24 protein-coding genes are annotated in these 20,903 nt (G+C 64.4%); 10 read left to right on the top strand and 14 right to left on the bottom strand.

The window, feature by feature from the left end:
* The first annotated feature begins 253 nt into the window (after window positions 1–253).
* Both L867_RS0101390 and L867_RS0101385 read left to right on the top strand, forming a co-directional pair.
* On the top strand, window positions 254–784 hold the full coding sequence (locus L867_RS0101390; protein ID WP_028735216.1) for a single-stranded DNA-binding protein: 531 nt from the start codon (window positions 254–256) through the stop codon (window positions 782–784).
* A gap of 102 nt (window positions 785–886) precedes the next feature.
* On the top strand, window positions 887–1,141 hold the full coding sequence (locus L867_RS0101385; protein WP_028735215.1) for an RDD family protein: 255 nt from the start codon (window positions 887–889) through the stop codon (window positions 1,139–1,141).
* 71 nt (window positions 1,142–1,212) lie between these two features.
* Here the strand turns inward: L867_RS0101385 and L867_RS0101380 are convergent, their stop codons facing one another.
* Window positions 1,213–1,842, bottom strand: a complete 630-nt coding sequence (locus tag L867_RS0101380; protein ID WP_028735214.1) for a MarC family protein — start codon at window positions 1,840–1,842, stop codon at window positions 1,213–1,215.
* A gap of 191 nt (window positions 1,843–2,033) precedes the next feature.
* On the opposite strand from L867_RS0101380, the gene gyrA reads away from it, so the two are divergent.
* Window positions 2,034–4,856, top strand: a complete 2,823-nt coding sequence (gene gyrA / locus L867_RS0101375; RefSeq protein ID WP_028735213.1) for a DNA gyrase subunit A — start codon at window positions 2,034–2,036, stop codon at window positions 4,854–4,856.
* 177 nt (window positions 4,857–5,033) lie between these two features.
* Here the strand turns inward: gyrA and L867_RS28115 are convergent, their stop codons facing one another.
* From L867_RS28115 to L867_RS27255, 3 genes are all read right to left on the bottom strand, one after another.
* Window positions 5,034–5,168, bottom strand: coding sequence for a hypothetical protein (locus tag L867_RS28115; RefSeq protein ID WP_269748253.1), 135 nt, complete (start codon window positions 5,166–5,168; stop codon window positions 5,034–5,036).
* Between the two features lie 64 nt (window positions 5,169–5,232).
* The gene (locus L867_RS27650) at window positions 5,233–5,382 is read right to left on the bottom strand and encodes a hypothetical protein (protein WP_169734056.1); all 150 of its coding nucleotides are present in this window, start codon (window positions 5,380–5,382) and stop codon (window positions 5,233–5,235) included.
* Between the two features lie 82 nt (window positions 5,383–5,464).
* Entirely contained in the window at window positions 5,465–5,638 is a 174-nt protein-coding gene (locus L867_RS27255) for a hypothetical protein (protein WP_156951549.1), read from the bottom strand.
* 196 nt (window positions 5,639–5,834) lie between these two features.
* Between L867_RS27255 and coaD the strand changes: the two genes are divergently transcribed.
* The 6 genes from coaD (at window position 5,835) to tgt (ending at window position 10,228) form a co-directional block, all read left to right on the top strand.
* Entirely contained in the window at window positions 5,835–6,329 is a 495-nt protein-coding gene (gene coaD, locus L867_RS0101355; RefSeq protein ID WP_028735212.1) for a pantetheine-phosphate adenylyltransferase, read from the top strand.
* 26 nt (window positions 6,330–6,355) lie between these two features.
* The gene (locus tag L867_RS0101350; protein ID WP_028735211.1) at window positions 6,356–6,925 is read left to right on the top strand and encodes a peptidylprolyl isomerase; all 570 of its coding nucleotides are present in this window, start codon (window positions 6,356–6,358) and stop codon (window positions 6,923–6,925) included.
* A gap of 34 nt (window positions 6,926–6,959) precedes the next feature.
* Window positions 6,960–7,469 carry a peptidylprolyl isomerase gene (locus tag L867_RS0101345; RefSeq protein WP_028735210.1) on the top strand — a complete coding sequence of 170 codons (510 nt, stop codon included), beginning with the start codon at window positions 6,960–6,962 and terminating at the stop codon, window positions 7,467–7,469.
* Window positions 7,470–7,553: 84 nt separating this feature from the next.
* A complete protein-coding gene (locus tag L867_RS0101340; RefSeq protein WP_028735209.1) occupies window positions 7,554–8,003 on the top strand; it encodes a DMT family transporter in 450 nt (149 codons plus the stop codon).
* Window positions 8,004–8,007: 4 nt separating this feature from the next.
* Window positions 8,008–9,093 (top strand): tRNA preQ1(34) S-adenosylmethionine ribosyltransferase-isomerase QueA, encoded by a 1,086-nt coding sequence (gene queA, locus L867_RS0101335; protein ID WP_028735208.1) that lies wholly within the window; start codon window positions 8,008–8,010, stop codon window positions 9,091–9,093.
* A gap of 4 nt (window positions 9,094–9,097) precedes the next feature.
* A complete protein-coding gene (tgt, locus tag L867_RS0101330; RefSeq protein ID WP_028735207.1) occupies window positions 9,098–10,228 on the top strand; it encodes a tRNA guanosine(34) transglycosylase Tgt in 1,131 nt (376 codons plus the stop codon).
* Between the two features lie 297 nt (window positions 10,229–10,525).
* Here the strand turns inward: tgt and L867_RS0101325 are convergent, their stop codons facing one another.
* Both L867_RS0101325 and L867_RS0101320 read right to left on the bottom strand, forming a co-directional pair.
* A complete protein-coding gene (locus tag L867_RS0101325; RefSeq protein ID WP_028735206.1) occupies window positions 10,526–11,137 on the bottom strand; it encodes an alpha/beta hydrolase in 612 nt (203 codons plus the stop codon).
* A gap of 3 nt (window positions 11,138–11,140) precedes the next feature.
* Window positions 11,141–12,118, bottom strand: a complete 978-nt coding sequence (locus tag L867_RS0101320; RefSeq protein WP_028735205.1) for a glutathione S-transferase family protein — start codon at window positions 12,116–12,118, stop codon at window positions 11,141–11,143.
* Between the two features lie 296 nt (window positions 12,119–12,414).
* Between L867_RS0101320 and recX the strand changes: the two genes are divergently transcribed.
* A complete protein-coding gene (gene recX / locus L867_RS0101315) occupies window positions 12,415–12,987 on the top strand; it encodes a recombination regulator RecX (protein ID WP_028735204.1) in 573 nt (190 codons plus the stop codon).
* 178 nt (window positions 12,988–13,165) lie between these two features.
* On the opposite strand, the gene L867_RS0101310 is transcribed toward recX, so the two are convergent.
* The 8 genes from L867_RS0101310 to L867_RS0101275 form a co-directional block, all read right to left on the bottom strand.
* Complete coding sequence (locus L867_RS0101310) at window positions 13,166–13,402, bottom strand: Lrp/AsnC family transcriptional regulator (protein WP_028735203.1); 237 nt, start codon at window positions 13,400–13,402, stop codon at window positions 13,166–13,168.
* 72 nt (window positions 13,403–13,474) lie between these two features.
* Window positions 13,475–14,299, bottom strand: coding sequence for an MBL fold metallo-hydrolase (locus L867_RS0101305; protein WP_028735202.1), 825 nt, complete (start codon window positions 14,297–14,299; stop codon window positions 13,475–13,477).
* A gap of 2 nt (window positions 14,300–14,301) precedes the next feature.
* The gene (locus L867_RS0101300; protein ID WP_028735201.1) at window positions 14,302–15,084 is read right to left on the bottom strand and encodes a TatD family hydrolase; all 783 of its coding nucleotides are present in this window, start codon (window positions 15,082–15,084) and stop codon (window positions 14,302–14,304) included.
* A 7-nt stretch (window positions 15,085–15,091) separates the two neighbouring features.
* The gene (gene metG / locus L867_RS0101295; protein WP_028735200.1) at window positions 15,092–16,648 is read right to left on the bottom strand and encodes a methionine--tRNA ligase; all 1,557 of its coding nucleotides are present in this window, start codon (window positions 16,646–16,648) and stop codon (window positions 15,092–15,094) included.
* A 146-nt stretch (window positions 16,649–16,794) separates the two neighbouring features.
* Complete coding sequence (locus tag L867_RS0101290) at window positions 16,795–17,820, bottom strand: DNA polymerase III subunit delta' (RefSeq protein ID WP_028735199.1); 1,026 nt, start codon at window positions 17,818–17,820, stop codon at window positions 16,795–16,797.
* Window positions 17,817–18,512 (bottom strand): dTMP kinase, encoded by a 696-nt coding sequence (gene tmk, locus L867_RS24300; RefSeq protein WP_051438755.1) that lies wholly within the window; start codon window positions 18,510–18,512, stop codon window positions 17,817–17,819. Before tmk ends, L867_RS0101290 begins: the two co-directional genes overlap by 4 nt.
* A gap of 86 nt (window positions 18,513–18,598) precedes the next feature.
* Window positions 18,599–19,762: a D-alanyl-D-alanine carboxypeptidase family protein gene (locus tag L867_RS0101280; protein ID WP_028735198.1), complete on the bottom strand. Its 1,164-nt coding sequence runs from the start codon at window positions 19,760–19,762 to the stop codon at window positions 18,599–18,601.
* Window positions 19,763–19,830: 68 nt separating this feature from the next.
* Window positions 19,831–20,874, bottom strand: a complete 1,044-nt coding sequence (locus L867_RS0101275) for a septal ring lytic transglycosylase RlpA family protein (protein ID WP_028735197.1) — start codon at window positions 20,872–20,874, stop codon at window positions 19,831–19,833.
* Window positions 20,875–20,903 lie beyond the last annotated feature (29 nt).

Here is a 20,903-nt window from a genome sequence, read left to right as displayed (position 1 = left end):
TCTGCAGGGAGGGCACTCGGGAGGAGAGCTCTCCTTATTTAGTGACGCCCGCGCCCCTGTCGAGCGGCGGGAGTGGATTAAAGGGCGGTAAAATGATTCTATTGACAGCATCCTAGTGCATTACTAGAACAAATAAAGAACATTTTCGTTGTGGATTAACCCCGATCACCGCCCAACCGTTGGACGGTTTGGTTTAAGGTGGGCGGATTTCTCTGTTTCGGAGCCGCATGATGGCGGCAGCAAGGTGAGTGTTATGGCTGGCAGCGTCAACAAGGTAATTTTGATCGGCAATCTTGGTGCCGACCCGGAAATCCGCCGGACCCAGGACGGCCGTCCGATCGCCAATCTGCGTATCGCCACGTCGGAAAGCTGGCGCGACAAGAACACCGGCGAGCGCAAGGAAAAGACCGAGTGGCACACCGTGGTGATCTTCAATGAAGGTCTCTGCAAGGTCGCCGAGCAGTATCTGAAGAAGGGCTCGACGGTTTATGTCGAAGGCGCACTGCAGACCCGCAAATGGCAGGACCAGAGCGGTCAGGATCGCTACTCGACGGAAGTCGTGCTGCAGGGCTTCAACGGCAACCTGACCATGCTCGGCGGCCGGGGCGACGGTGCCGGCGCCTCGCGCGGCGGCAGCGACTTCGGCGGCGGCTATAGCGGCGGCGGCGACGATTACGGCGCGCCGGCACCCCAGCGCGGCGGCGGCGGCCAGCAGCGGGGCGGCGCCAGCGCTCCCCCGTCGGGCGGCTTCTCCCGCGATCTCGACGACGACATCCCGTTTTGATGCATGGCGGCGCTTCGGCGCCGCTTTTTTGTTGCCGCGGGCCTTCGGCGGGAAGCCCGGTCTGAAATACATGATTTTTGACGGATACTAGGGGGTATCACTATGGACGAGACAAAACCGAAGGCCGGGCCGGCCTCATGGCGCATCATCCTGGCCTTTCTGCTCGACTTCTTCACCGCCTTCTTCGTGCTCGGCTTTGCCGTCGCATCGGTGGCGGGCGGGCGAACGGAGGAGGGGTTCCAGCTGAACGGGCTGCCGGCGCTCATCCTGTTTGCGCTGGTCATCGCCTACTTCATCGTGTTCAACCGCTTCCTCGGCGGCACGATCTGGAAGCGCATCCTGAAGGCGCAGCGATAGGTTGGCGGCGCAGCGGCTGAGAAGCGCCGGTTAGGGCTACCGGCGCACCGGCCCCTCTGAGGGCCCCCGTGTCAGGCACCGAAGGCGGATTTCACGCCGTCGACGACGAACTGCACCGAGAGCGCCGAGAGCAGCACGCCGAGCAGGCGGGTGAGCAGCGCCCGGCCGGTGACGCCGAGGAAGCGGTTCAGCCGTTCGGCGAGGATCAGCGCGGCAAAGACCAGCGCCAGGCAGACGGCGATGACGGCGATCAGCTGGATCTTGCCGGCGACGCCGTCCATCGTGCCGGCGATCAGCACGGTGGCCGAGATCGCCCCGGGCCCGGCGATCAGCGGGATGGCCAGCGGGAAGACCGCGAGATTGTGGATGTGATCCTTGGTGATCGCCGCATCCGACGTCTTTTCCTTGCGCTCGTTGCGCTTCTCGAAAATCATCTCGAAGGAAATGGCAAACAGCAGCAGCCCGCCGGCGATGCGGAAGGCGCCCATGGAGATGCCGAGCGCGCCGAGGATGCTGGCGCCGAACAGGGCAAAGACCGCCAGCACGGCAAAGGCGATCAGCGAGCCGCGCACGGCGACCTGGCGGCGCTCGCCGCGGTTCATGCCCACCGTCAGGCCGAGGAACAGCGGCGCCAGTCCCGGCGGGTCGACCGTGACCAGCAACGTCGTGAAGGCGTTGATCATCGAATCCGTACCGACCATGGATATTCCCCCGCTTTGCCGGAGCATTTAAATGCCAGCCGGGCAGTCTTGGCAAGTTCTTGATCGGCTTGGCTTTCCCACGCGCCAAAAGACTGTTTATAACCACCCCGTGCGGCCGGGCAAAATTGGCGCTTTCCAGCCCTTTCGGCTATAAACTTCGCAGTGATTCCGAACAGAGATCGTGACCTGATTTGACTGAGCAAAACACTCCCGGCGGCGGCAAGTACCCGCAAGGCATCGAGCCTATTTCCATCATGGAGGAAATGCAGCGGTCGTATCTCGATTACGCGATGAGCGTGATCGTGAGCCGCGCGCTTCCAGACGTCCGCGACGGTCTGAAGCCGGTGCATCGCCGCATTCTCTTCTCGATGAGCGAGATGGGGATCGACTGGAACAAGAAATACGTGAAATCGGCCCGCGTCACCGGTGACGTGATGGGTAAGTACCATCCGCACGGCGATGCCGCGATCTACGACGCGCTGGCGCGCATGGCGCAGGACTGGTCGCTCCGGCTGCCGCTGATCGACGGCCAGGGCAATTTCGGCTCGGTCGACGGCGATCCGCCGGCCGCCCAGCGTTACACGGAATGCCGCCTGCAGAAGGTCGCGCATTCGCTGCTCGACGACCTCGACAAGGAAACCGTCGACTTCCGCGACAACTATGACGGCACGATGAGCGAGCCTTCGGTCGTTCCGGCCCGGTTCCCGAACCTGCTGGTCAACGGCGCCGGCGGTATCGCCGTCGGCATGGCGACCAATATCCCGCCGCACAACCTCACCGAAGTGATCGACGGCTGTATCGCGCTCATCAACGATCCGGCGATCGAGCTGTCGGACCTGATGCAGATCATTCCGGGTCCCGACTTCCCGACCGGCGCGATGATCCTCGGCCGCTCCGGCATCCGTTCGGCCTACGAGACGGGCCGCGGCTCGGTCATCATGCGCGGCGTCGCCCGCATCGAGCCGATGCGCGGCGACCGCGAGCACATCATCATCTCCGAAATTCCCTATCAGGTGAACAAGGCGACGATGATCGAGAAGATGGCCGAACTGGTGCGCGAGAAGCGCATCGAGGGCATTTCCGACCTGCGCGACGAGTCCGACCGCGACGGCTATCGCGTCGTGATCGAACTGAAGCGCGACGCCAATGCCGACGTCATCCTCAACCAGCTGTACCGCTACACCCCGCTGCAGACCTCGTTCGGCTGCAACATGGTGGCGCTCAACGGCGGCAAGCCGGAGCAGCTTAGCCTGCTCGACATGCTGCGCGCTTTCGTCACCTTCCGCGAGGACGTCGTCAGCCGCCGCACCAAGTACCTGCTGCGCAAGTCGCGCGACCGCGCCCATGTGCTGGTCGGCCTCGGCATCGCGGTGGCCAACATCGACGAGGTGATCCGCGTCATCCGCCAGGCGCCCGATCCGCAGACGGCGCGCGAGCAACTGATGGAACGCCGCTGGCCGGCGTCCGATGTCGAGAGCCTGATCATGCTCATCGACGATCCGCGCCACCGCATCAACGAGGACATGACCTACAATCTGTCTGAAGAGCAGGCGCGGGCCATTCTCGAACTGCGCCTCGCCCGCCTGACGGCACTGGGACGCGACGAAATCGACGAGGAACTGAACAAGATCGGTGGCGAGATCAGTGACTATCTCGACATCCTGTCGTCGCGCGTCCGCATCCAGACCATCGTCAAGGACGAGCTGACGGCCGTTCGCGACGAATTCGGCACGCCGCGCCGCACGGTGATCATCGAAGGCGGTCCGGACATGGACGACGAGGACCTGATCGCCCGCGAGGACATGGTCGTGACCGTGTCCCATGCCGGCTACATCAAGCGCGTGCCGCTCGCCACCTACCGCGCCCAGCGCCGCGGCGGCAAGGGCCGCTCCGGCATGGCGATGAAGGACGAGGATTTCGCCACTCGCCTGTTCGTCGCCAACACTCACACGCCGGTGCTGTTCTTCTCCTCGCGCGGCATCGTCTACAAGGAAAAGGTCTGGCGCCTGCCGATCGGCACGCCGACCTCGCGCGGCAAGGCGCTGATCAACATGCTGCCGCTGGAACCCGGCGAACGCATCACGACGATCATGCCGCTGCCGGAGGACGAAAAGAGCTGGGACAATCTCGACGTCATGTTCGCGACGACCCGCGGCACGGTTCGCCGCAACAAGCTCAGCGACTTTGTCCAGGTCAACCGCAACGGCAAGATCGCCATGAAGCTCGAGGACGAGGGTGACGAAATCCTCTCGGTCGAGACCTGCACCGATCGCGACGACGTGCTCATGACGACCGCGCTCGGCCAGGCGATCCGCTTCCCGGTCGACGACGTGCGCGTCTTTGCCGGCCGCAATTCGATCGGCGTGCGTGGCATCTCGCTCGCCGATGGCGACCGGATCATCTCCATGACCATTCTCGGCCATGTTGATGTCGAGCCCTGGCAGCGCGCCGCCTATCTCAAGCGTTCGGCGGCTGAACGTCGCGCGATGGGCGTCGAGGAGGAGGATATTGCGCTGGTCGGCGAGGAGGTCGTCGAGGAAGGCGATCTCCAGGAAAGCGACTACCAGATGATGAAGGCTCGCGAGCAGTTCGTCCTGACCGTGTCGCAGAAGGGCTACGGCAAGCGGTCGTCCTCCTACGACTTCCGCATCTCGGGCCGCGGCGGCAAGGGCATCCGTGCCACCGACACGTCGAAGACCGCGGAAATCGGCGAACTGGTCGCTGCCTTCCCGGTCGAGGACAAGGACCAGCTTATGCTTGTCTCCGACGGCGGCCAGCTGATCCGCGTACCGGTCGACGGCATCCGTTTCGCCAGCCGCGCGACGAAGGGCGTCACCATCTTCTCGACCGCCAAGGACGAGAAGGTCGTGTCGGTCGAGCGCATCAACGAGCCGGAAGGCGATGAGGAGGGCGATCTCGAAGCCGCTGCCGCATCCGGGGACGAGACCACGCAGGATGCCGGTGCTGCACCGGCGGCGGACGACGCAACGGCGCCTGAGGACACCCAGGAATGACAAAAGCCCGCCGGAAACGGCGGGCTCGACAATGGAAGGCCGGAGCATCCGACAGGATGTTCCGGCCTTTTTCATTGGAGGTCATGCGGCTTGTGTCGGCAATTAAGCGTCTGCCTGCGGAACTGGCCTGGCCGGGTGGATCCGGGCGGGTCTTACCGCAGCGACGGGGAGTCGGTATCAGAAGGCCCGGTGGCGTTCGGCCATGGCGCGGAATTCGTCGCTTTCACGGCGAAGCGCGTTGATCGTCGAGGCGACCGACGCGAGGAACATGCCGCAGATCAGGGCGGCGAGAATCGTCAGGGTGGTGAACATGCTCGTCCTTCCTTTCTTGTCTGGCGGTACGCGTTCCGGCAATTCGATGGGTTAAGCGGGGCGACTAGCGCCCGATTGGATAGTAGCGGGCGAGCTGCGGACCGTAGTTGTTCGCCTCGACCCGTTCGTTCATGTAGAAGGTCGCGGACGTGGCGAGCATCGCCGTCATCATGGCCACCCATACGAGATTGATCATCGTAACCTTGTCGTGCATCGAAGTCGTCCTTTCGGAATACGGCCTGGACTGCCGTGAAAATGCGCGGCGGGAACAAACGTTCCATGCCATTAAATCGGTTTTATTCGAGCCGAGCTGAAACGCGCCTTAACGTTCCGTTCATCTGGCGTTCATCTTCGCGGCAGATGAGACCGAACACCGTGCCGCCGGCCTCGAGATAGGCGCGAAGCAGAAGCAGGCCGAACTCGGTGAAAAGGGCGGCAAGAACGGCGAAAATGGCGAGCAAAGCGAGCATCGTGGTTCCCTGGCATATCGTGGGCGGCATGTTTGCCTGCCCGGTCTGACAGCGTTATGAACCCTGGCCCCTGAAGCCGTGTTGAACGCCGTATTCAGCATTCGTTCATCCGCGGGGCAGGGTCGGGCGGGGTCCAAATCACTTGCGGCTGGCGCGCTTCCGTGACAAAAGGCGTCGAAACAACCATCGGGCTGCCATGACGATCGCTTTCTATCCCGGCTCATTCGATCCAATGACCAACGGCCATCTCGATGTGCTCGTGCAATCGCTGAACGTGGTGTCGAAGGTGATCGTCGCGATCGGCGTTCATCCAGGCAAGACACCTCTGTTCAGCTATGACGAGCGGGCCGGCCTGATCGCCGCTGCCATCGCCGAAAGCCTTCCGGATCGCGCCGAGGACGTCTCCGTCGTCTCCTTCGATCGGCTGGCCGTCGATGCAGCCCGCCAGAACGGCGCAAAGCTGCTCATTCGCGGCCTGCGCGACGGCACCGACCTCGACTACGAAATGCAGATGGCCGGCATGAATTACCAGATGGCACCGGATCTGCAGACCATCTTCCTGCCGGCCGGCACGGCCTCGCGGCCCATTACGGCCACATTGGTGCGTCAGATCGCCTCCATGGGCGGCGACGTCAGTGCCTTCGTGCCGCCCGTCGTCTTCCAGGCGCTGAAGTCCAAACTCTCGCGCTGATCATCGTTGAAGTCATTGGAGTGATCATGAAACTCTTTCAAATTGCCGCTGCCCTTTTCCTCGCCGTCGCCGCCTTCGGTCCGGCGAATGCCGCCTCGGACGACAATATCCTGACCATCCAGCTGAAGGATGGCCCGGTCGTCGTCGAGCTGATGCCCGACGTCGCGCCGAAGCATGTCGCGCAGATCAAGGAACTGGCCTCCAAGGGCGAATATGACAACGTCGCCTTCCACCGCGTCATCGAGGGCTTCATGGCCCAGACCGGCGACGTCGAATTCGGCGACATGGAAGACGGCTTCAATGCCGGCCGCGCCGGCACCGGCGGCTCCAAGCTGCCCGACCTTCCGGCCGAATTCTCCAAGGTTCCCTTCGAGCGCGGCGTGCTCGGCATGGCCCGCTCGCAGGATCCGAACTCTGCAAATTCGCAGTTCTTCATCATGTTCGCCGACTATCCGCCGCTGAACGGCGAATATACCGTCGTCGGCAAGGTCGTCTCCGGCATGGAGTTGGTCGACAAGATCAAGCGCGGCGACGGCGGCAATGGCGAAGTTTCCGATCCCGACCGCATGATCAAGGTCACCGTCGGCAAGAAGTAACAATCGGGCATACGCCCCAAAGAGGAGAAATATCATGGCCGAGATCAAGGATCCGGAAAACACCGTCATCATGGAAACCACCAAGGGCAAGGTCGTGATCGCGCTCTTCCCGGATCTGGCCCCCGGCCATGTGGCCCGCATCAAGGAACTGTCGCGCGAAGGCGCCTATGACGGCGTCGTCTTCCACCGCGTCATTCCCGACTTCATGGCCCAGACGGGCGACGTGAAGTTCGGCAAGAAGGGCGGCGAGAGCTTCAACCCGGGCCGGGCCGGCATGGGTGGCTCGGACAAGCCGGACCTGCAGGCTGAATTCTCCGCCACCCCGCATGTGCGCGGCACCTGCTCCATGGCCCGCTCGCAGAGCCCGAACTCGGCCAACTCGCAGTTCTTCGTCTGCTTCACCGATGCGCCGTGGCTCAACAAGCAGTATTCCGTCTGGGGTCAGGTCATCGACGGCATGGACGTCATCGACCAGATCAAGAAGGGCGAGCCCGTCAGCGATCCCGACTCAATCGTCTCGATGAAGGTTGCCGCCGACGCCTGATCGTCGTCGCAGTCACCACGCCGCCGGCCCTGCCATCAGGGCTGGCGGCTTTTTCCGTTTTTGGCCTTTCTGAGGGACAGGACCATGGCTTCTCTTCTGTGGGCGCTGCTCGGCATCGCGGCCGGCGCGGCGATCGCCATCCAGGCGCCGATCAATACGCTGCTTGCCCGAGGCCTCGGCCTGCCGGTGGCGGCGGCCTGTGTCTCGTTCCTTGCCGGCGCGGTGATCCTCGGCGTTGTGTCGATCGTCATGGCGCGCGCCCAGGGCAAGATGCCGGATTTCGGCGCGCCCGCTCCTTGGCTCTATGTGGCCGGCGGCGCGCTCGGCACGCTTTACGTGACCACGGCTATCCTGCTTACCCCTAGAATCGGCGCCGCCGCCGTGATGGCCTTTGCCGTTACCGGCCAGTTGATGGCGGGGCTCCTGATCGACCGGGTCGGTTTTCTCGGCGTCGCCGTTCGCGAACTGAGCCTGGGGCGCATCGCCGGGGCGGTGTTGCTGATCTCCGGCGCCGTCATGATCCGGGTGCTGTGACATCATGCGCGTAGACCAGTTCGATTTCGACCTTCCCGACGAGAACATTGCGCTGAGGCCCGTGAGCCCGCGCGACCAGGCGCGGCTGCTCGTCGTCCGGCCGGACGGTACACCGGTGCTGGAGGACGCCCGCGTCTGCGACCTGCCGTCGTTCCTGAAACCCGGCGATGCGCTGGTGTTCAACGACACCAAGGTCATCCCGGCCCAACTCGAAGGCGTGCGGCTGCGCGACGGGGCCGAGCGCACGCCGGTCTCCGCCACCCTGCACATGCGGGTCGATGCCAGCCGCTGGAAGGCCTTTGCCCGGCCGGGCAAGCGCATCAAGCTTGGCGACCGCATCGAATTCGGCCATTCGGGCAATGCCTGCCTGCTCGGCACACTCGGCGCCGTCGTCGAGGAAAAGGGCGAGGCGGGCGAGGTGACCCTGCGCTTCGACTTCTCCGGTTCGGCGCTGGACGAGGCGATCGCCACCGTCGGCCACATTCCGCTGCCACCCTATATCGCCTCCAAGCGCGACGAGGACGAGAAGGACCGGACCGACTACCAGACGATGTATGCGCGGGAGGAGGGGGCGGTCGCCGCCCCGACCGCCGGCCTGCATTTCACCCCCGACCTTTTTGCCCGGCTGGACGCCGCCGGGATCGAACGCCATTTCGTCACGCTGCATGTCGGCGCCGGCACGTTTCTGCCGGTGAAGGCGGAAGACACCGCCGACCACAAGATGCACCACGAGATCGGCCAGGTGTCGCGCGCTACCGCCTCGGCGCTCAATGCGGTCAGGGCGCGGGGCGGGCGGATCGTTTCCGTCGGCACGACCTCGCTGCGCCTGCTCGAGAGCGCCACCTCCGAGGCGGGCGAAATCCAGCCCTGGTCGGGCGCGACCGACATTTTCATCACGCCGGGCTACCGCTTCCGCGCGGTCGACGTGCTGATGACCAATTTCCATCTGCCGAAATCCACGCTGTTCATGCTGGTCTCGGCCTTTGCCGGCCTCGACACCATGCGGGACGCTTACGCCCACGCGATCGCGGACGGCTACCGCTTCTATTCTTATGGCGATGCCAGCCTGCTCTTCCGGAAAGACACCTGAACCGATGCACGACACGTTCCAGTTCACCCTGAAAGCCACCTCGGGCAAGGCCCGCCTCGGCGAGATCTCCATGCCGCGTGGCGTCATCCGCACCCCGGCCTTCATGCCGGTCGGCACGGTCGGCACGGTCAAGGCCATGTATCTCGACCAGGTGCGGGAAGGGGGTGCCGACATCATTCTCGGCAATACCTACCACCTGATGCTGCGCCCCGGCCCGGAGCGCGTCGCCCGCCTCGGCGGCCTGCACGAACTGATCCGCTGGCCGGGGCCGATCCTCACCGATTCGGGCGGCTTCCAGGTCATGTCGCTCTCGGGCCTTCGGAAACTCGACGAGCAGGGCGTGACCTTCAAGAGCCATGTCGACGGCTCGACCCACCACATGTCGCCGGAGCGCTCGATCGAGATCCAGGGCATGCTCGACAGCGACATTCAGATGCAGCTCGACGAGTGCGTGGCGCTGCCGGCCGAGCCTAAGGAGATCGAGCGGGCGATGGAAATGTCGCTGCGCTGGGCCGAGCGCTGCCGCGTCGCGTTTGGCGAACAGCCGGGCAAGGCCATGTTCGGCATCGTCCAGGGCGGCGACATCCCGGACCTGCGGGTGCGCTCGGCCGAGGGGCTCAAGCAGCTCGACCTCAAGGGCTATGCGGTCGGCGGCCTTGCGGTCGGCGAACCGCAGCATGTCATGCTGGAAATGCTCGGCATCACGCTGCCGGTCCTGCCGGTGGAAAAGCCGCGTTACCTGATGGGCGTCGGCACACCCGACGATATCCTCAAATCGGTGGCCGAAGGCATCGACATGTTCGACTGCGTCATGCCGACCCGCTCCGGCCGCCACGGCCTGGCGTTCACCCGCCGCGGCAAGGTCAATATCCGCAATGCCCGCCATGCCGAGGACATGCGGCCGCTCGACGACCAGTCGAACTGCCCGGCTGCCCGCGACTATTCCCGCGCCTATCTGCATCACCTGGTCCGCTCGAACGAGGCGCTCGGCGGCATGCTTCTGTCGTGGAACAACCTGTCCTACTACCAGGAACTGATGCAGGGCATCCGCAAGTCGATCGAGGAAGGCCGCTTCGAGGACTTCAAGGCCGAGACGCAGGAGATGTGGGCACGGGGCGACATCGATCCGGTTTGAAGGGGCGGCGGGGGAACCGAGGGCGCTTGTTAGCCTTCCGCCGCATTCGACCCGGAATTCCCCTCCCCAACCCCTCCCCACAAGGGGGAGGGGCTACCGTCGTCGTTTCGGTCGAACCGAGGAGCGCACCGCTCGTCTTCTCCCCCCCTTGTGGGGGGTGCGAAACGGTCCGCGCAGCGGAGCAATCGATCCTGTGAATCGATTGCAGTGACAAACGCCGGCAGGCCAGAGGGGGTCTTTTGCGAAGTGGTCTGCAATCTCTTGCCGGCCGAAGGCTAGAGGTTGGGCGAAACTGCCTCAATCACCAAGCCGGTCGGCGAAAAATTCGCCCGCCAATTCAACGCCTTCCGCCGAGATCGTGTGATCGAGGCCGGGAACGATCCGGCTTTGAACGTCAACGCCCAGTTCCTGCAATATGGCAGCCGCCTTGACCGTCTCGGCAGCCGGGATCACCGAATCCGCAGCGCCATGGACGAGCAAAACCGGCGTTGCCTTGTCCGGCGCCAGCGGCAACGGCGAGGCGAGACGGCCGGAGAATCCGACGATCGCCCCGACCGGCCAGCGTCCGGAAACCAGTGCGTCGAGCGCCATGATCGTGCCCTGCGAGAAGCCGACGAAGGCGACGCGGTCGAGCTTTTCAGCAAATCCGTATGTCTCGATAGTCTCCCGAATGACGCGATCGAAATCGGCCCGCGCGGCCTCGATGCGGCCGGCCCGGTTGTCCTCGGTCACGCCAGCAATGCTGAACCACTGATGGCCCATGCCATAGGGGAAGGGGAAGGGCGCATCGGGTGCGGCAAAGGCCGTGCCGGGCAGGGCGTGGCGCAAGGGGCCGGCGAGGGGCAGGAGGTCTTCGCCCCGGCTGCCGACGCCATGGAGGAAGATGACGAGGCGGGTTGCGTCCGACATGGGTCAGGCCCTCGATACGGTAACGGGATCGAGGCCGGGCAGGTCCGGGCCGACCGGCACGATCAGGTTCGGATTGAGCGCCTTGATCGAGTAATAGCCGTGCTTGATATGGGGAATGCTGACCGTCTCGCGCACGCCGGGCAGGGCGAGGATACGCAGCATGTAGGCGCTGAGCGCCGCATAGTCGGCAAGCCGGCGCAAATTGCATTTGAACAGGCCATGATAGGCGGCATCGAAACGCACCAGCGTGACGAACAGGCGGATATCCGCCTCGGTCACCTGATCGCCGCTCAGGTAGGGCCGGCCGTCGGACAGCCGCGCTTCCAGCGCGTCGAGCATTTCGAAGACATCGGCGAAGGCTTCCTCATAGGCGACCTGCGTCGTGGCAAAACCGGCGCGGTAGACGCCGTTGTTGAGCTTCGGATAGATCTCCGCATTCAGCGCCTCGATCTCGTCGCGCAGCGGCTCCGGATAGAGGTCGATGGCGTTCTTTGCCAAGGTCCCGAAACCCGTATTCATCATGCGCAGGATATCGGCCGATTCGTTGTTGACGATCGTGCCGGTCTTCCTGTCCCAGAGCACCGGCACGGTGGCACGGCCGGTATAGGTGGGATCGGCCCTGGTGTAGATCTCGTGCAGATAGGTGGCGCCATTGACGGTGTCGCGATCGGCCCCGGGGAAATCGCCGAAACGCCAGCCGAAGTCGGTCAGGGCAGGTTCCACCACGGATACTGAGATCACCTCTTCCAGGCCCTTCAGCTTGCGGCCGATCAGGGTGCGCGAGGCCCAGGGGCAGATCAGCGCCACATAGAGGTGATAGCGTCCGGCCTCGGCCTTGAAGCCGCCGGTGCCGGTCGGTCCGGCTTGCCCGTCGACGGTCACCCAGTTGCGGAAGCCAGAGGTCTGGCGCACGAAGCCGCCCTTGGCGTCGGTCGCCTGCACCGGCTGCCAGTCGGCCGTCCATTTTCCGTTGACGAGCATGTTTGGTGTGTCTCCCGCGTTTCCTGAAGTCCATCCATAGACGGCTCAGGCGGTCGGCGATATGCCGGAGGCGCGCGACAAACCGTTGCCGGATCACGAACAATGGAGGAATGCAGGTCGCCGATTCCTATGGCCTGGCGTCGGCCTTTCTTGCTGGCGTCCGTGCCGGTCGATTCCGGTGCCTGGCAGAAGCGGTGCAGTCGCCTCGATCCGGGATGGCGCAAGCGTTCGCGAATATGATAATCCCGCCGGACGAGCCAGAAGGCGGATACGACATCGGCGAGAATGACAAGACCGTGAGTGACGACGATAACAAGGAGCAGCCGGCGGCCGACACACCGACGCCGCGCATGCTGGCCTGGTCGCGCAATTCGGCGCTCTACCGTCTGTCACGCCGGATGATGACCGAGCGCGAGCTGTCCGACGCCATCGCCCGCAAGGCGAAGCAGAAGTTTGAAGACATCACCGAAGCGCAGGTGAAGGCTCTTTCAACCGCAGCGGTCGCGTTCGGCCGTACCATGCTGGCGCTCGACGATACGGCCTATGCCGAAATCCGGGCGCGCTCTTCGGCACGCAGCGGCAAGTCGAAGCGCGCCATCGGCCGCAAGCTGATCGAGAAGGGCGTCGATCGCGAGATCGTCCAGCAGGCGCTTGAGGAGACCGACGATTTCCTCTCGGCTCTGGTCTTTGCCCGCAAGCGGGCCTTCGGCCCATATCGCCGGCCTGACGTCGAATTCGACGACAAGCGCCAGGCACGAGAGTTCTCCGCCTTCGCCCGCAACGGCTTCGGCTTCGAGATCGGTCGGAGGGTGATGGCGATGGATCGCGAGGAAGCGGAGGAATTGCTGGCGGACCGGCCGTTCATCTGATGGCGGGGAGCTGCTGATAACGGGCGGAAGGCGCAGCACCGGGGTTGGCCAAAGCCCCACCCAAAGATCGCATAAGATAGATTATGGAACCTAACCAGATACTGGGAACGGGATGTTCCGCAGCATTTGACCATGGCAGCCACAGCCTAACTCGGCTTGAGACCAAGCCCCGTCGAAGTCAGAATGCGTGGAATGTCAGCGTCGTCAGCGTGCGGTCGACGTCGGGAATGTCGACGAAGATCGCATTGACGTATTTGCCCACGTCCTGGCCATCGGGAACATAGATCTTGGCCAAGAGGTCATATTCGCCGCTGGTCGAATAGAGTTCGGACACGACTTCCTTCTCGTAGATGCGATCCGCCACCTCATAGGTCTTGCCGGGCCGGCAGCGCACCTGGATGAAAATGCAGTTCATCGTAGATCTCCTCGCTGAACATTCACGAATTCAACAGCTTGCCGAACACTTCTCAGGTTCGGAGCGAGCATTTCAGGCCGCAACCTCGACGTCGACCTCAAAGACCATCTGGTCATAGGCCGGCTCGACATGCGCCGGCGTCTCCGCCATCACGGTCTCGTAGTCGAGCGGAATGTGCATGTGTGTGAGAATTGCGCGGCGCGGCTTCAGCCGTTCGATCCAGCCCAGCGCCTGTTCGAGCGACAGATGGCTCGGATGATGCCGGTATTGCAGCGCATCGATGATCAGCACATCGAGGCCGTCCATCCTGGCGACCGTCTCGTCGGGGAAATCGCTGACGTCGCAGCAATAGGCGACATCGCCGATTCTCAGACCCAGCGAGGCAATGTCGCCATGCTGCTGGACCAGCGGCTGGAAGCGGATCGTGCCGCCCTTCCCCGTGATCTCCAGCGGCTGCGAAAGATCCTCGATGACGATCGGCAGGACGATCGGCGGATAGTTGCTGCCGGCCGGCGTTTCCAGGCAATAGCCAAAGCCCTGGCGGATGCGCGCCATGGTGTCGGCCTCGGCATAGATCGGGATGCGATGCTTCTGCATGACGAAATAGCCGCGCAGGTCGTCAATGCCGTGCAGATGGTCGGCATGGGCATGCGTGTAGATCGCCGCGTCGACGTGCTGCACCTTGGCCGCGATCATCTGCTCGCGAAAGTCCGGTCCGGTATCGACGATCACCGTCGTCATGCCGCCGTCGGGCGCGATCTGCTGCACCATGAAGGAGGCGCGCGTGCGCCGGTTGCGCGGATTGTTCGGATCGCAGGCGCCCCAGTCGCCGTTGATGCGCGGCACGCCCGGTGACGACGCGCATCCGAGGATGGTGAAGCGGCGGCGATAGATCATGCTCAGAGCCTCGGCATCTTGGAAAAGAGGCGAAACGCGTTGTCGGTGGTGATTCGCGCCATCTCGTCGAAGCTCACACCCATGGTTTCGGCCAGGACTTCGGCCGTGTTGACCACATAGGACGGCTCGTTGCGTTTGCCCCGCCAGCGCTTCGGCGCGAGATAAGGCGCGTCGGTTTCGACCAGCAGCCGGTCCAGCGGCAGGCCCTTGGCAATGTCGCGCAGTTCGGTCGACTTCGGAAAAGTCAGGATGCCGGAGAAGGACACATAGCCGCCGAGCTCGATGCCGGTCTTGGCCAGCGCTTCACCGGACGAGAAGCAGTGCAGGATGAAAGGGAAGGCCCCCTTCCCCATTTCCTCGGTCAGGATCGCCGCCATGTCCTCGTCGGCGCTGCGGCTATGGATGACCAGCGGCAGCTGTGTGCGGCGCGAGGCCTCGATCTGGCGCAGGAAGCCGGTCTTCTGGTCTTCCGGCTTCTGCGTGTCGTAGAAATAGTCGAGCCCGCATTCGCCGATGGCGACGATCTTGTCGTGGCTCATCGCCAGGCGGACGAAATCGTCGGCCGTGACGTCCAGCTCCTCGTCGGCATTGTTCGGATGGGTGCCGACCGAGCAGAAGACGCCCGGATAACGTTCCGTCAGGGCCAGCAGCGTGTCGAGCTTTTTGACCCGGGTGGAGATCGTCACCATCTGGGCGACGCCAGCCTCTTTGGCGCGGGCGACCAGTTCGTCGCGTTCCGCGTCGAAGTCAGCAAAGTCCAGATGGCAATGGGTATCGATCAGCATCGGTTCTTCAAGCCTTCGCATCCGCTTCCGCCGCGACATAGCGCGGGAAGACCGGCGCCGGCGCCTGAAGCTCGGTTCCGGGAACCAGACGCCCGGCTTCGCCAAGGGCGGCAAAGTTGCGCTTGTCGGCGGGCGCGGCGACCAGATCCAGCAGCTTCTCAGCCGAGGCCGGCATGATCGGCTGGAACAGGATGGCGATCTGGCGCACCACTTCGGCCGTGACGTAGAGCACGGTTTCCATGCGCGGCACGTCGGTCTTGCGCAGCACCCAGGGTTCCTGCGCGGCGAAATAGCGGTCGGCCTCGTTGACCGTGCCGATGATGGTGGCGACGGCCTTGTGGATCGCCTGCTCGGCCATTTCGGCGCGGCATGTGGCGAGCATGGCGTCGGCGGTCGCAAGCATGGCCTTGTCGGCGTCGGTGAGCGGACCGGGCGCCGGGATCTTGCCGTCGCAGTTCTTGGCGATCATCGACAGCGAACGGCTGGCGAGATTGCCGATACCGTTGGCGAGGTCGGCATTGATGCGGGTGGCGATCGCCTCGGCGCTGTAGCTGCCATCATGACCGAACGACACTTCACGCATGAAGAAGTAGCGCACCTGGTCGAGGCCGAAATGGTTGACCAGGTCGACCGGGTCGACGACGTTGCCGAGCGACTTCGACATCTTCTCGCCCTTGTTGAGCAGGAAGCCGTGGGCGAAGACGCGCTTGGGCAGCGGCAGGCCCGCCGACATCAGGAAGGCCGGCCAGTAGACGGCGTGAAAGCGGATGATGTCCTTGCCGATGATGTGCACGTCGCACGGCCAGTACTTGGCGCGCGGACCGTTTTCGTCTTCGACATAGCCGGTCGCGGTGATGTAGTTGGTCAGCGCATCGACCCAGACATACATGACGTGCTTGGGATCGTTCGGAACCTTGATGCCCCAGTCGAAGGTGGTGCGGGAAATCGACAGGTCCTTCAGACCGGATTTCACAAACGACATCACTTCGTTGCGGCGCTCGTTCGGACCGATGAAATCGGGCTGGTCCTCGTAGAGCTTCAAGAGCTTGTCCTCATAGGCCGAGAGACGGAAGAAGTAGCTCTCCTCCTCGACCCATTCGACGGGCGTGCCCTGCGGTCCGTAGCGCACGCCGTCGGCGCGCAGCTCCGTCTCCTCTTCCTGGTAATAGGCTTCGTCGCGGACGGAATACCAGCCGGCATAGCTGTCCTTGTAGATGTCGCCGTTCTTCTCCATCCGGCGCCAGACTTCCTGGACCGTGACGTGATGGCGCTGTTCGGTGGTGCGGATGAAGTCGTCATTTGACGAATTCAGCATCTTGCCCATGGCGCGGAACTCGTCGGAATTGCGCTTGGCGAGATCCTCGACCGCTATGCCTTCGGCCCGCGCCGTCTGCTGCATCTTCTGGCCATGCTCGTCCGTTCCGGTGAGGAAGAAGACGTCCTTTCCGTCGAGCCGCTGGAACCGCGCCATGGCGTCGGTGGCGATCAGCTCGTAGGCATGGCCGATATGCGGCTTGCCGTTCGGATAGGCGATGGCTGTGGTGATGAAGTAGGTGTCGTTCATGGTCGGTCTTTGTGATCCGCGTCGATTGCGCCTGTGGGAGTATCGCCGGTTCTTAGAGCATTCTTGCGGCTTTAGAAACAGCAGTTTTATCGAACGGCTGCGTTGCGCGGACGTGATGGCGCTGCCGCTCGGGCACCTGCTTGCGGTTAGGCGGCGACGGCGGCGAGGATGTCGAGGATCGTCTGCTTGCGCTCGAGATTATAGGCGCCGGCGATGGTCAGTTGCTCGGTGATCGAGGCGGAAAGCCGCGCATAGTGGTCGGCGCGGCCGAGCTCGCCGGCGATCGCGGCGGCGCGCGCCTGTTCCATCAGGAATTCGCCGAGATGCTCGGTGAAGAAGCCGAAGGCGACATCGCCGTCCTTGGCGCTCAACGCGTCGGCAAGCTTGTACATGGTGCGCCGCGCTGCCGGCCCCTGCTCGCCGAGCAGCTTTTCGAAGGCTTCGATGATGTCGGCGCCGCCGTAGTTCGCCAGCTTCAGCGCCCGCGCCACGCTGCCCTTGGAGAGCGCCAGGATCGGCCCGGCCTGCGGCTCGGAGATCGACAGGCCGAGCTGGCCGAGCGCCTGGCGCATCGCCTCGTCGGAGAGCGCCGACAGCTTCAGCGGCAGGCAGCGCGAACGGATGGTCGGCAGGAGCTTGCCCGGCGCGTGGGAGAGCACCAGGAACATGGCCCGCTTGGGCGGCTCCTCGAGAATTTTCAGGATGGCGTTCGCCGCGTTGCGGTTCAGGTCGTCGGCCGGATCGATGATGACGATGCGCCAGTTGCCGGTGCCCGAGGTCTGCGAGAAGAAGTGACCGGCGCGGCGCACCTCGTCAATGGTGATCGCGGTCTTCACCTTGCCGGTCTTCTCGTCGACCGGTCTGGTCAGATAGAGCAGGTTGTGGCTGGCACCGGAGGCTATCTGGCGGCTGACGCCCGAGGCCGGATCCGGGTCGGCGATCCGCTCCGGCGCGCTCTGCGGGTCCGGATGCGACAGGACATGGTTGGCGAAGCGGAAGGCGAGCGTCGCCTTGCCAATCCCCTGCGGCCCCTCGATCAGGATGGCGTGGTGGCCTTTGCCCGAGCGATAGGTGCGCGCCAGGAACTCTTCCGCGGCCTCGTGGCCGAAGAGCCGCGTGTTGACGGCGGGCGCAATCGCCCCGTCGAGCACCCCGTGGCGTTCCTCACTCATTCGGCGCCGACCGATTCCGGCTGGCTCACCGGCTTGCGGCGGGCAAGCAGCGGCTGGACCGCCTCGGCTATGCTCTCGGCGATCTCACCGACCGTGCGGTCGGCATCGATCACGCGGCACCGCTTCGGGTCGGCGGCGGCGATGTCGAGGAAGGCCTGGCGGCGCTTTTCATGCGTGTCGAGTTCTTCGCGCTCGAAGCGGTCCGGCGCCGCCTCGCCGCTCGCCTCCGCGGCCAGACGGCCGCGGGCGCGCTCAAGGCCTGCGGCAGCCGGAAGGTCGAGAACCAGCGTCAGGTCCGGCACCACGCCGTTCACCGCAATGCGCTCCAGCGCGTCGATGAATTCCACTTCGAGATTGCCGGTGACGCCCTGGTAGACGCGCGAGGAATCCATGAAGCGGTCGCACAAGACGACGAAACCCTTGGCGAGCGCCGGGCGAATCACCGTCTCGACGTGGTCGTTGCGGGCGGCGGCAAACAGCAGCGCCTCCATGCGGATGCCGAAGGGCTCGGCCGCGCCGGACAGAAGCACGTGGCGCAGCGCCTCGGCGCCGGCGGAACCGCCCGGCTCGCGCGTGGTGATGACGTCGAGGCCGGTGCGGCGCAAGTGATCGGCCAGACGGCGAATCTGGGTCGACTTGCCGGCCCCCTCGCCTCCCTCGAAACTTACGAATAATCCGGCACCCGTCGACACTATCTTCGCCCTGCTTTTGCGGCCACGCGGACCGTTTCGCCCTGTTTAGCGCATAACTTAAACACGCGAAACCGCAATCGGAACACCTAGAGCCAGAAGAACAGCAGTTCGAACAGGGCGTCGCCGGCCTTCTGGCGCAGCGTTCCCTCGCCAACCGCGGCGGCGCTCTGCAGCTTGACCTCGCGCAGCAGCCGCTCGCCCGACGACAGCTGAAGAACACCGACTTGCGCGCCGGCGGCAAGCGGCGCCCGCAGCGGCCAGCGGTAGACGATGCGTGCCTGCAGCCGCTCCGGATCGTCGATCGGAACGAAGACGTCGACCGGTCCGGCCGCGACGAGATCGACCTCGCCTGCGGCGCCGCCATAGACGCTGGCCGCGCCGATGGTCTGACCCGGCTTGAAGAGATGACGCATCTCGAAGGCGCCGAAGGCCCAGTCGAACAGCCGCACGGCTTCTTCCGTCCGCTCCTTGTCGCTTGGCAGCCCGCTGATCGCCAGGAACAGCCGGCGCCCGTTGCGCTCGGCCGAGGCCACCAGCGCATAGCCGCTCTCCTCGGCAAAGCCCGAGGCCAGTCCGTCCACCCCGGCGCTGCGGCCGATCAGCGGATTGCGGTTGCGCTGCAGGATCTTGTTCCACTCGAATTCGGGCTGGGCAAACAGCCGGTAGAAATCAGGATAGGTCGCCTGCAGGTGCCGGGCCAGCGCGACCATGTCGCGCAGCGTCGTGCGGTTGCCCGGTGCCGGCAGGCCTGTCGGATTGACGAAGGCGCTGGCGGTGAGCCCAAGGGCCTTGGCGCGCCCGTTCATGCGGCCGGCGAATTTTTCTTCGCTGCCGTCCATGCCTTCCGCCAGGATGATGCAGGCGTCGTTGGCCATCTGCACGGCTGCGCCCTTCAGCAGATCCTCGACGCGCAGCTCGGATTTCAGCGCCGCAAACATGGTGGCGGTGCGCGATGGCGCGCCGCCGGTGCGCCAGGCGTGTTCGGAGACCTTGTAGACCGTGTCGAGCCCGATCTCTCGGCGCCGGATCGCGTCGAACACGACCTCCAGCGTCATCAGCTTGGCGAGCGATGCCGGCGGCAGCGGCTTGTCCTCACCCTTGGCGAGCAGCACGGTGCCGGTCGACGCCTCGATCATGAAGACCTGGGTGGCCTTGGTCTCGAACAGGCGCGGGGCAGCCTGCTGGGCCAGAACGGGAAAGGAAAGGAGGGAGGCGACGAACAGGAGGGCAAGGGCAAGGCTGTGTCGCATGGTCTACTTCTGTTCATCGCCGCTGGGGCCGCACGCCCCGGTTTGCGGCGCATCGACCGGCCTGGTGTCTAACGACGCGCGGACAGCTTGGTGGCGCCGCGCGCGACCGAGGACAGAATCGACGCCTCCGTCAGGTCGTCATTGCGCACCATTATCGCCTCGAAGGCAAGCGCGGAGGGCGCTGTGGCCGCTTCCGCGGCATAGGCCGATGCGGCGCTTGAGGCGGGGAGCCTGAGATATTGGCCGTCGAGCGGGCGTTCGGTCGGCATGGGCCCGAACTCGGGCAACATGACGAACTGGTCGAAGGCGCCGGTCGAGGACGCCGCCATGCCGCCGGCCGGATACGGCGCGGACGGCGTCGGGCCGGCAAGGCTGGTCATCGTCGGTGCGGCATAGGACGGGCTCATCGGCATGACCGAATTGTCCGCCGAGGCGACCATCACGCCGCTGGCGATCTGCCCTTGCGGGTTGACGGTCGGCGAGCGGTCGCCCTTCTTGATGTACGAAGCCATCAGATAGGGCATGTCATGGCCGTCCATGCGCGCCGGACCGACATATTGCACGCGAACCTTGCCGGTGCCGCTGTGTGCCATGTCCAGCATGTCCGCGGTCTTGTTGGACAGGTCGATGATGCGGTCGGAATGGAATGGGCCGCGGTCATTGATGCGGACGACGACGGAGCTGCCATTGGTCATGTTGGTGACGCGCGCATAGCTCGGCAGCGGCAGCGTCGGATGGGCAGCGGACAGGTAATGCTGGTCGTAAAGCTCGCCATTGGCGGTCTGCCGGCCATGGAAGGCCGAGCCGTACCACGAGGCGATGCCGGTCTTGTCATAGGCCGGATTGTCCTTGGGGACGTAGACCTTGCCCTTCACGGTATAGGGCTTGCCGACCATGTAGCGTCCGCCGCCCTTCGGCACCGGTCCGTTCTTCACCATGCGCGGGCTGGCCTTCACGCCATACTCCGATTCGGCAAAGTATTCCTTGGAGCGCTTGTTCTTGTTCTGACTCTTGCCACCGGTCGTGGCGCAGGAGGCAAGACTGGCGCAGAGCACGGTCAATGCGAGCCATTTCGCTCCGCTGATCAGAGTTGCGCCGCCGATGTCTTTCATCTGTCCCACTTGCCGAATTCCCGGTCACG

Origin of the sequence: Paenirhizobium selenitireducens ATCC BAA-1503 (assembly GCF_000518785.1) — a bacterium.
Taxonomy (GTDB): Bacteria; Pseudomonadota; Alphaproteobacteria; order Rhizobiales; family Rhizobiaceae; genus Allorhizobium; species Allorhizobium selenitireducens.
Note: the sequence above shows the minus strand (reverse complement) of the source record. Positions and strands in the feature narration are given on the sequence as shown.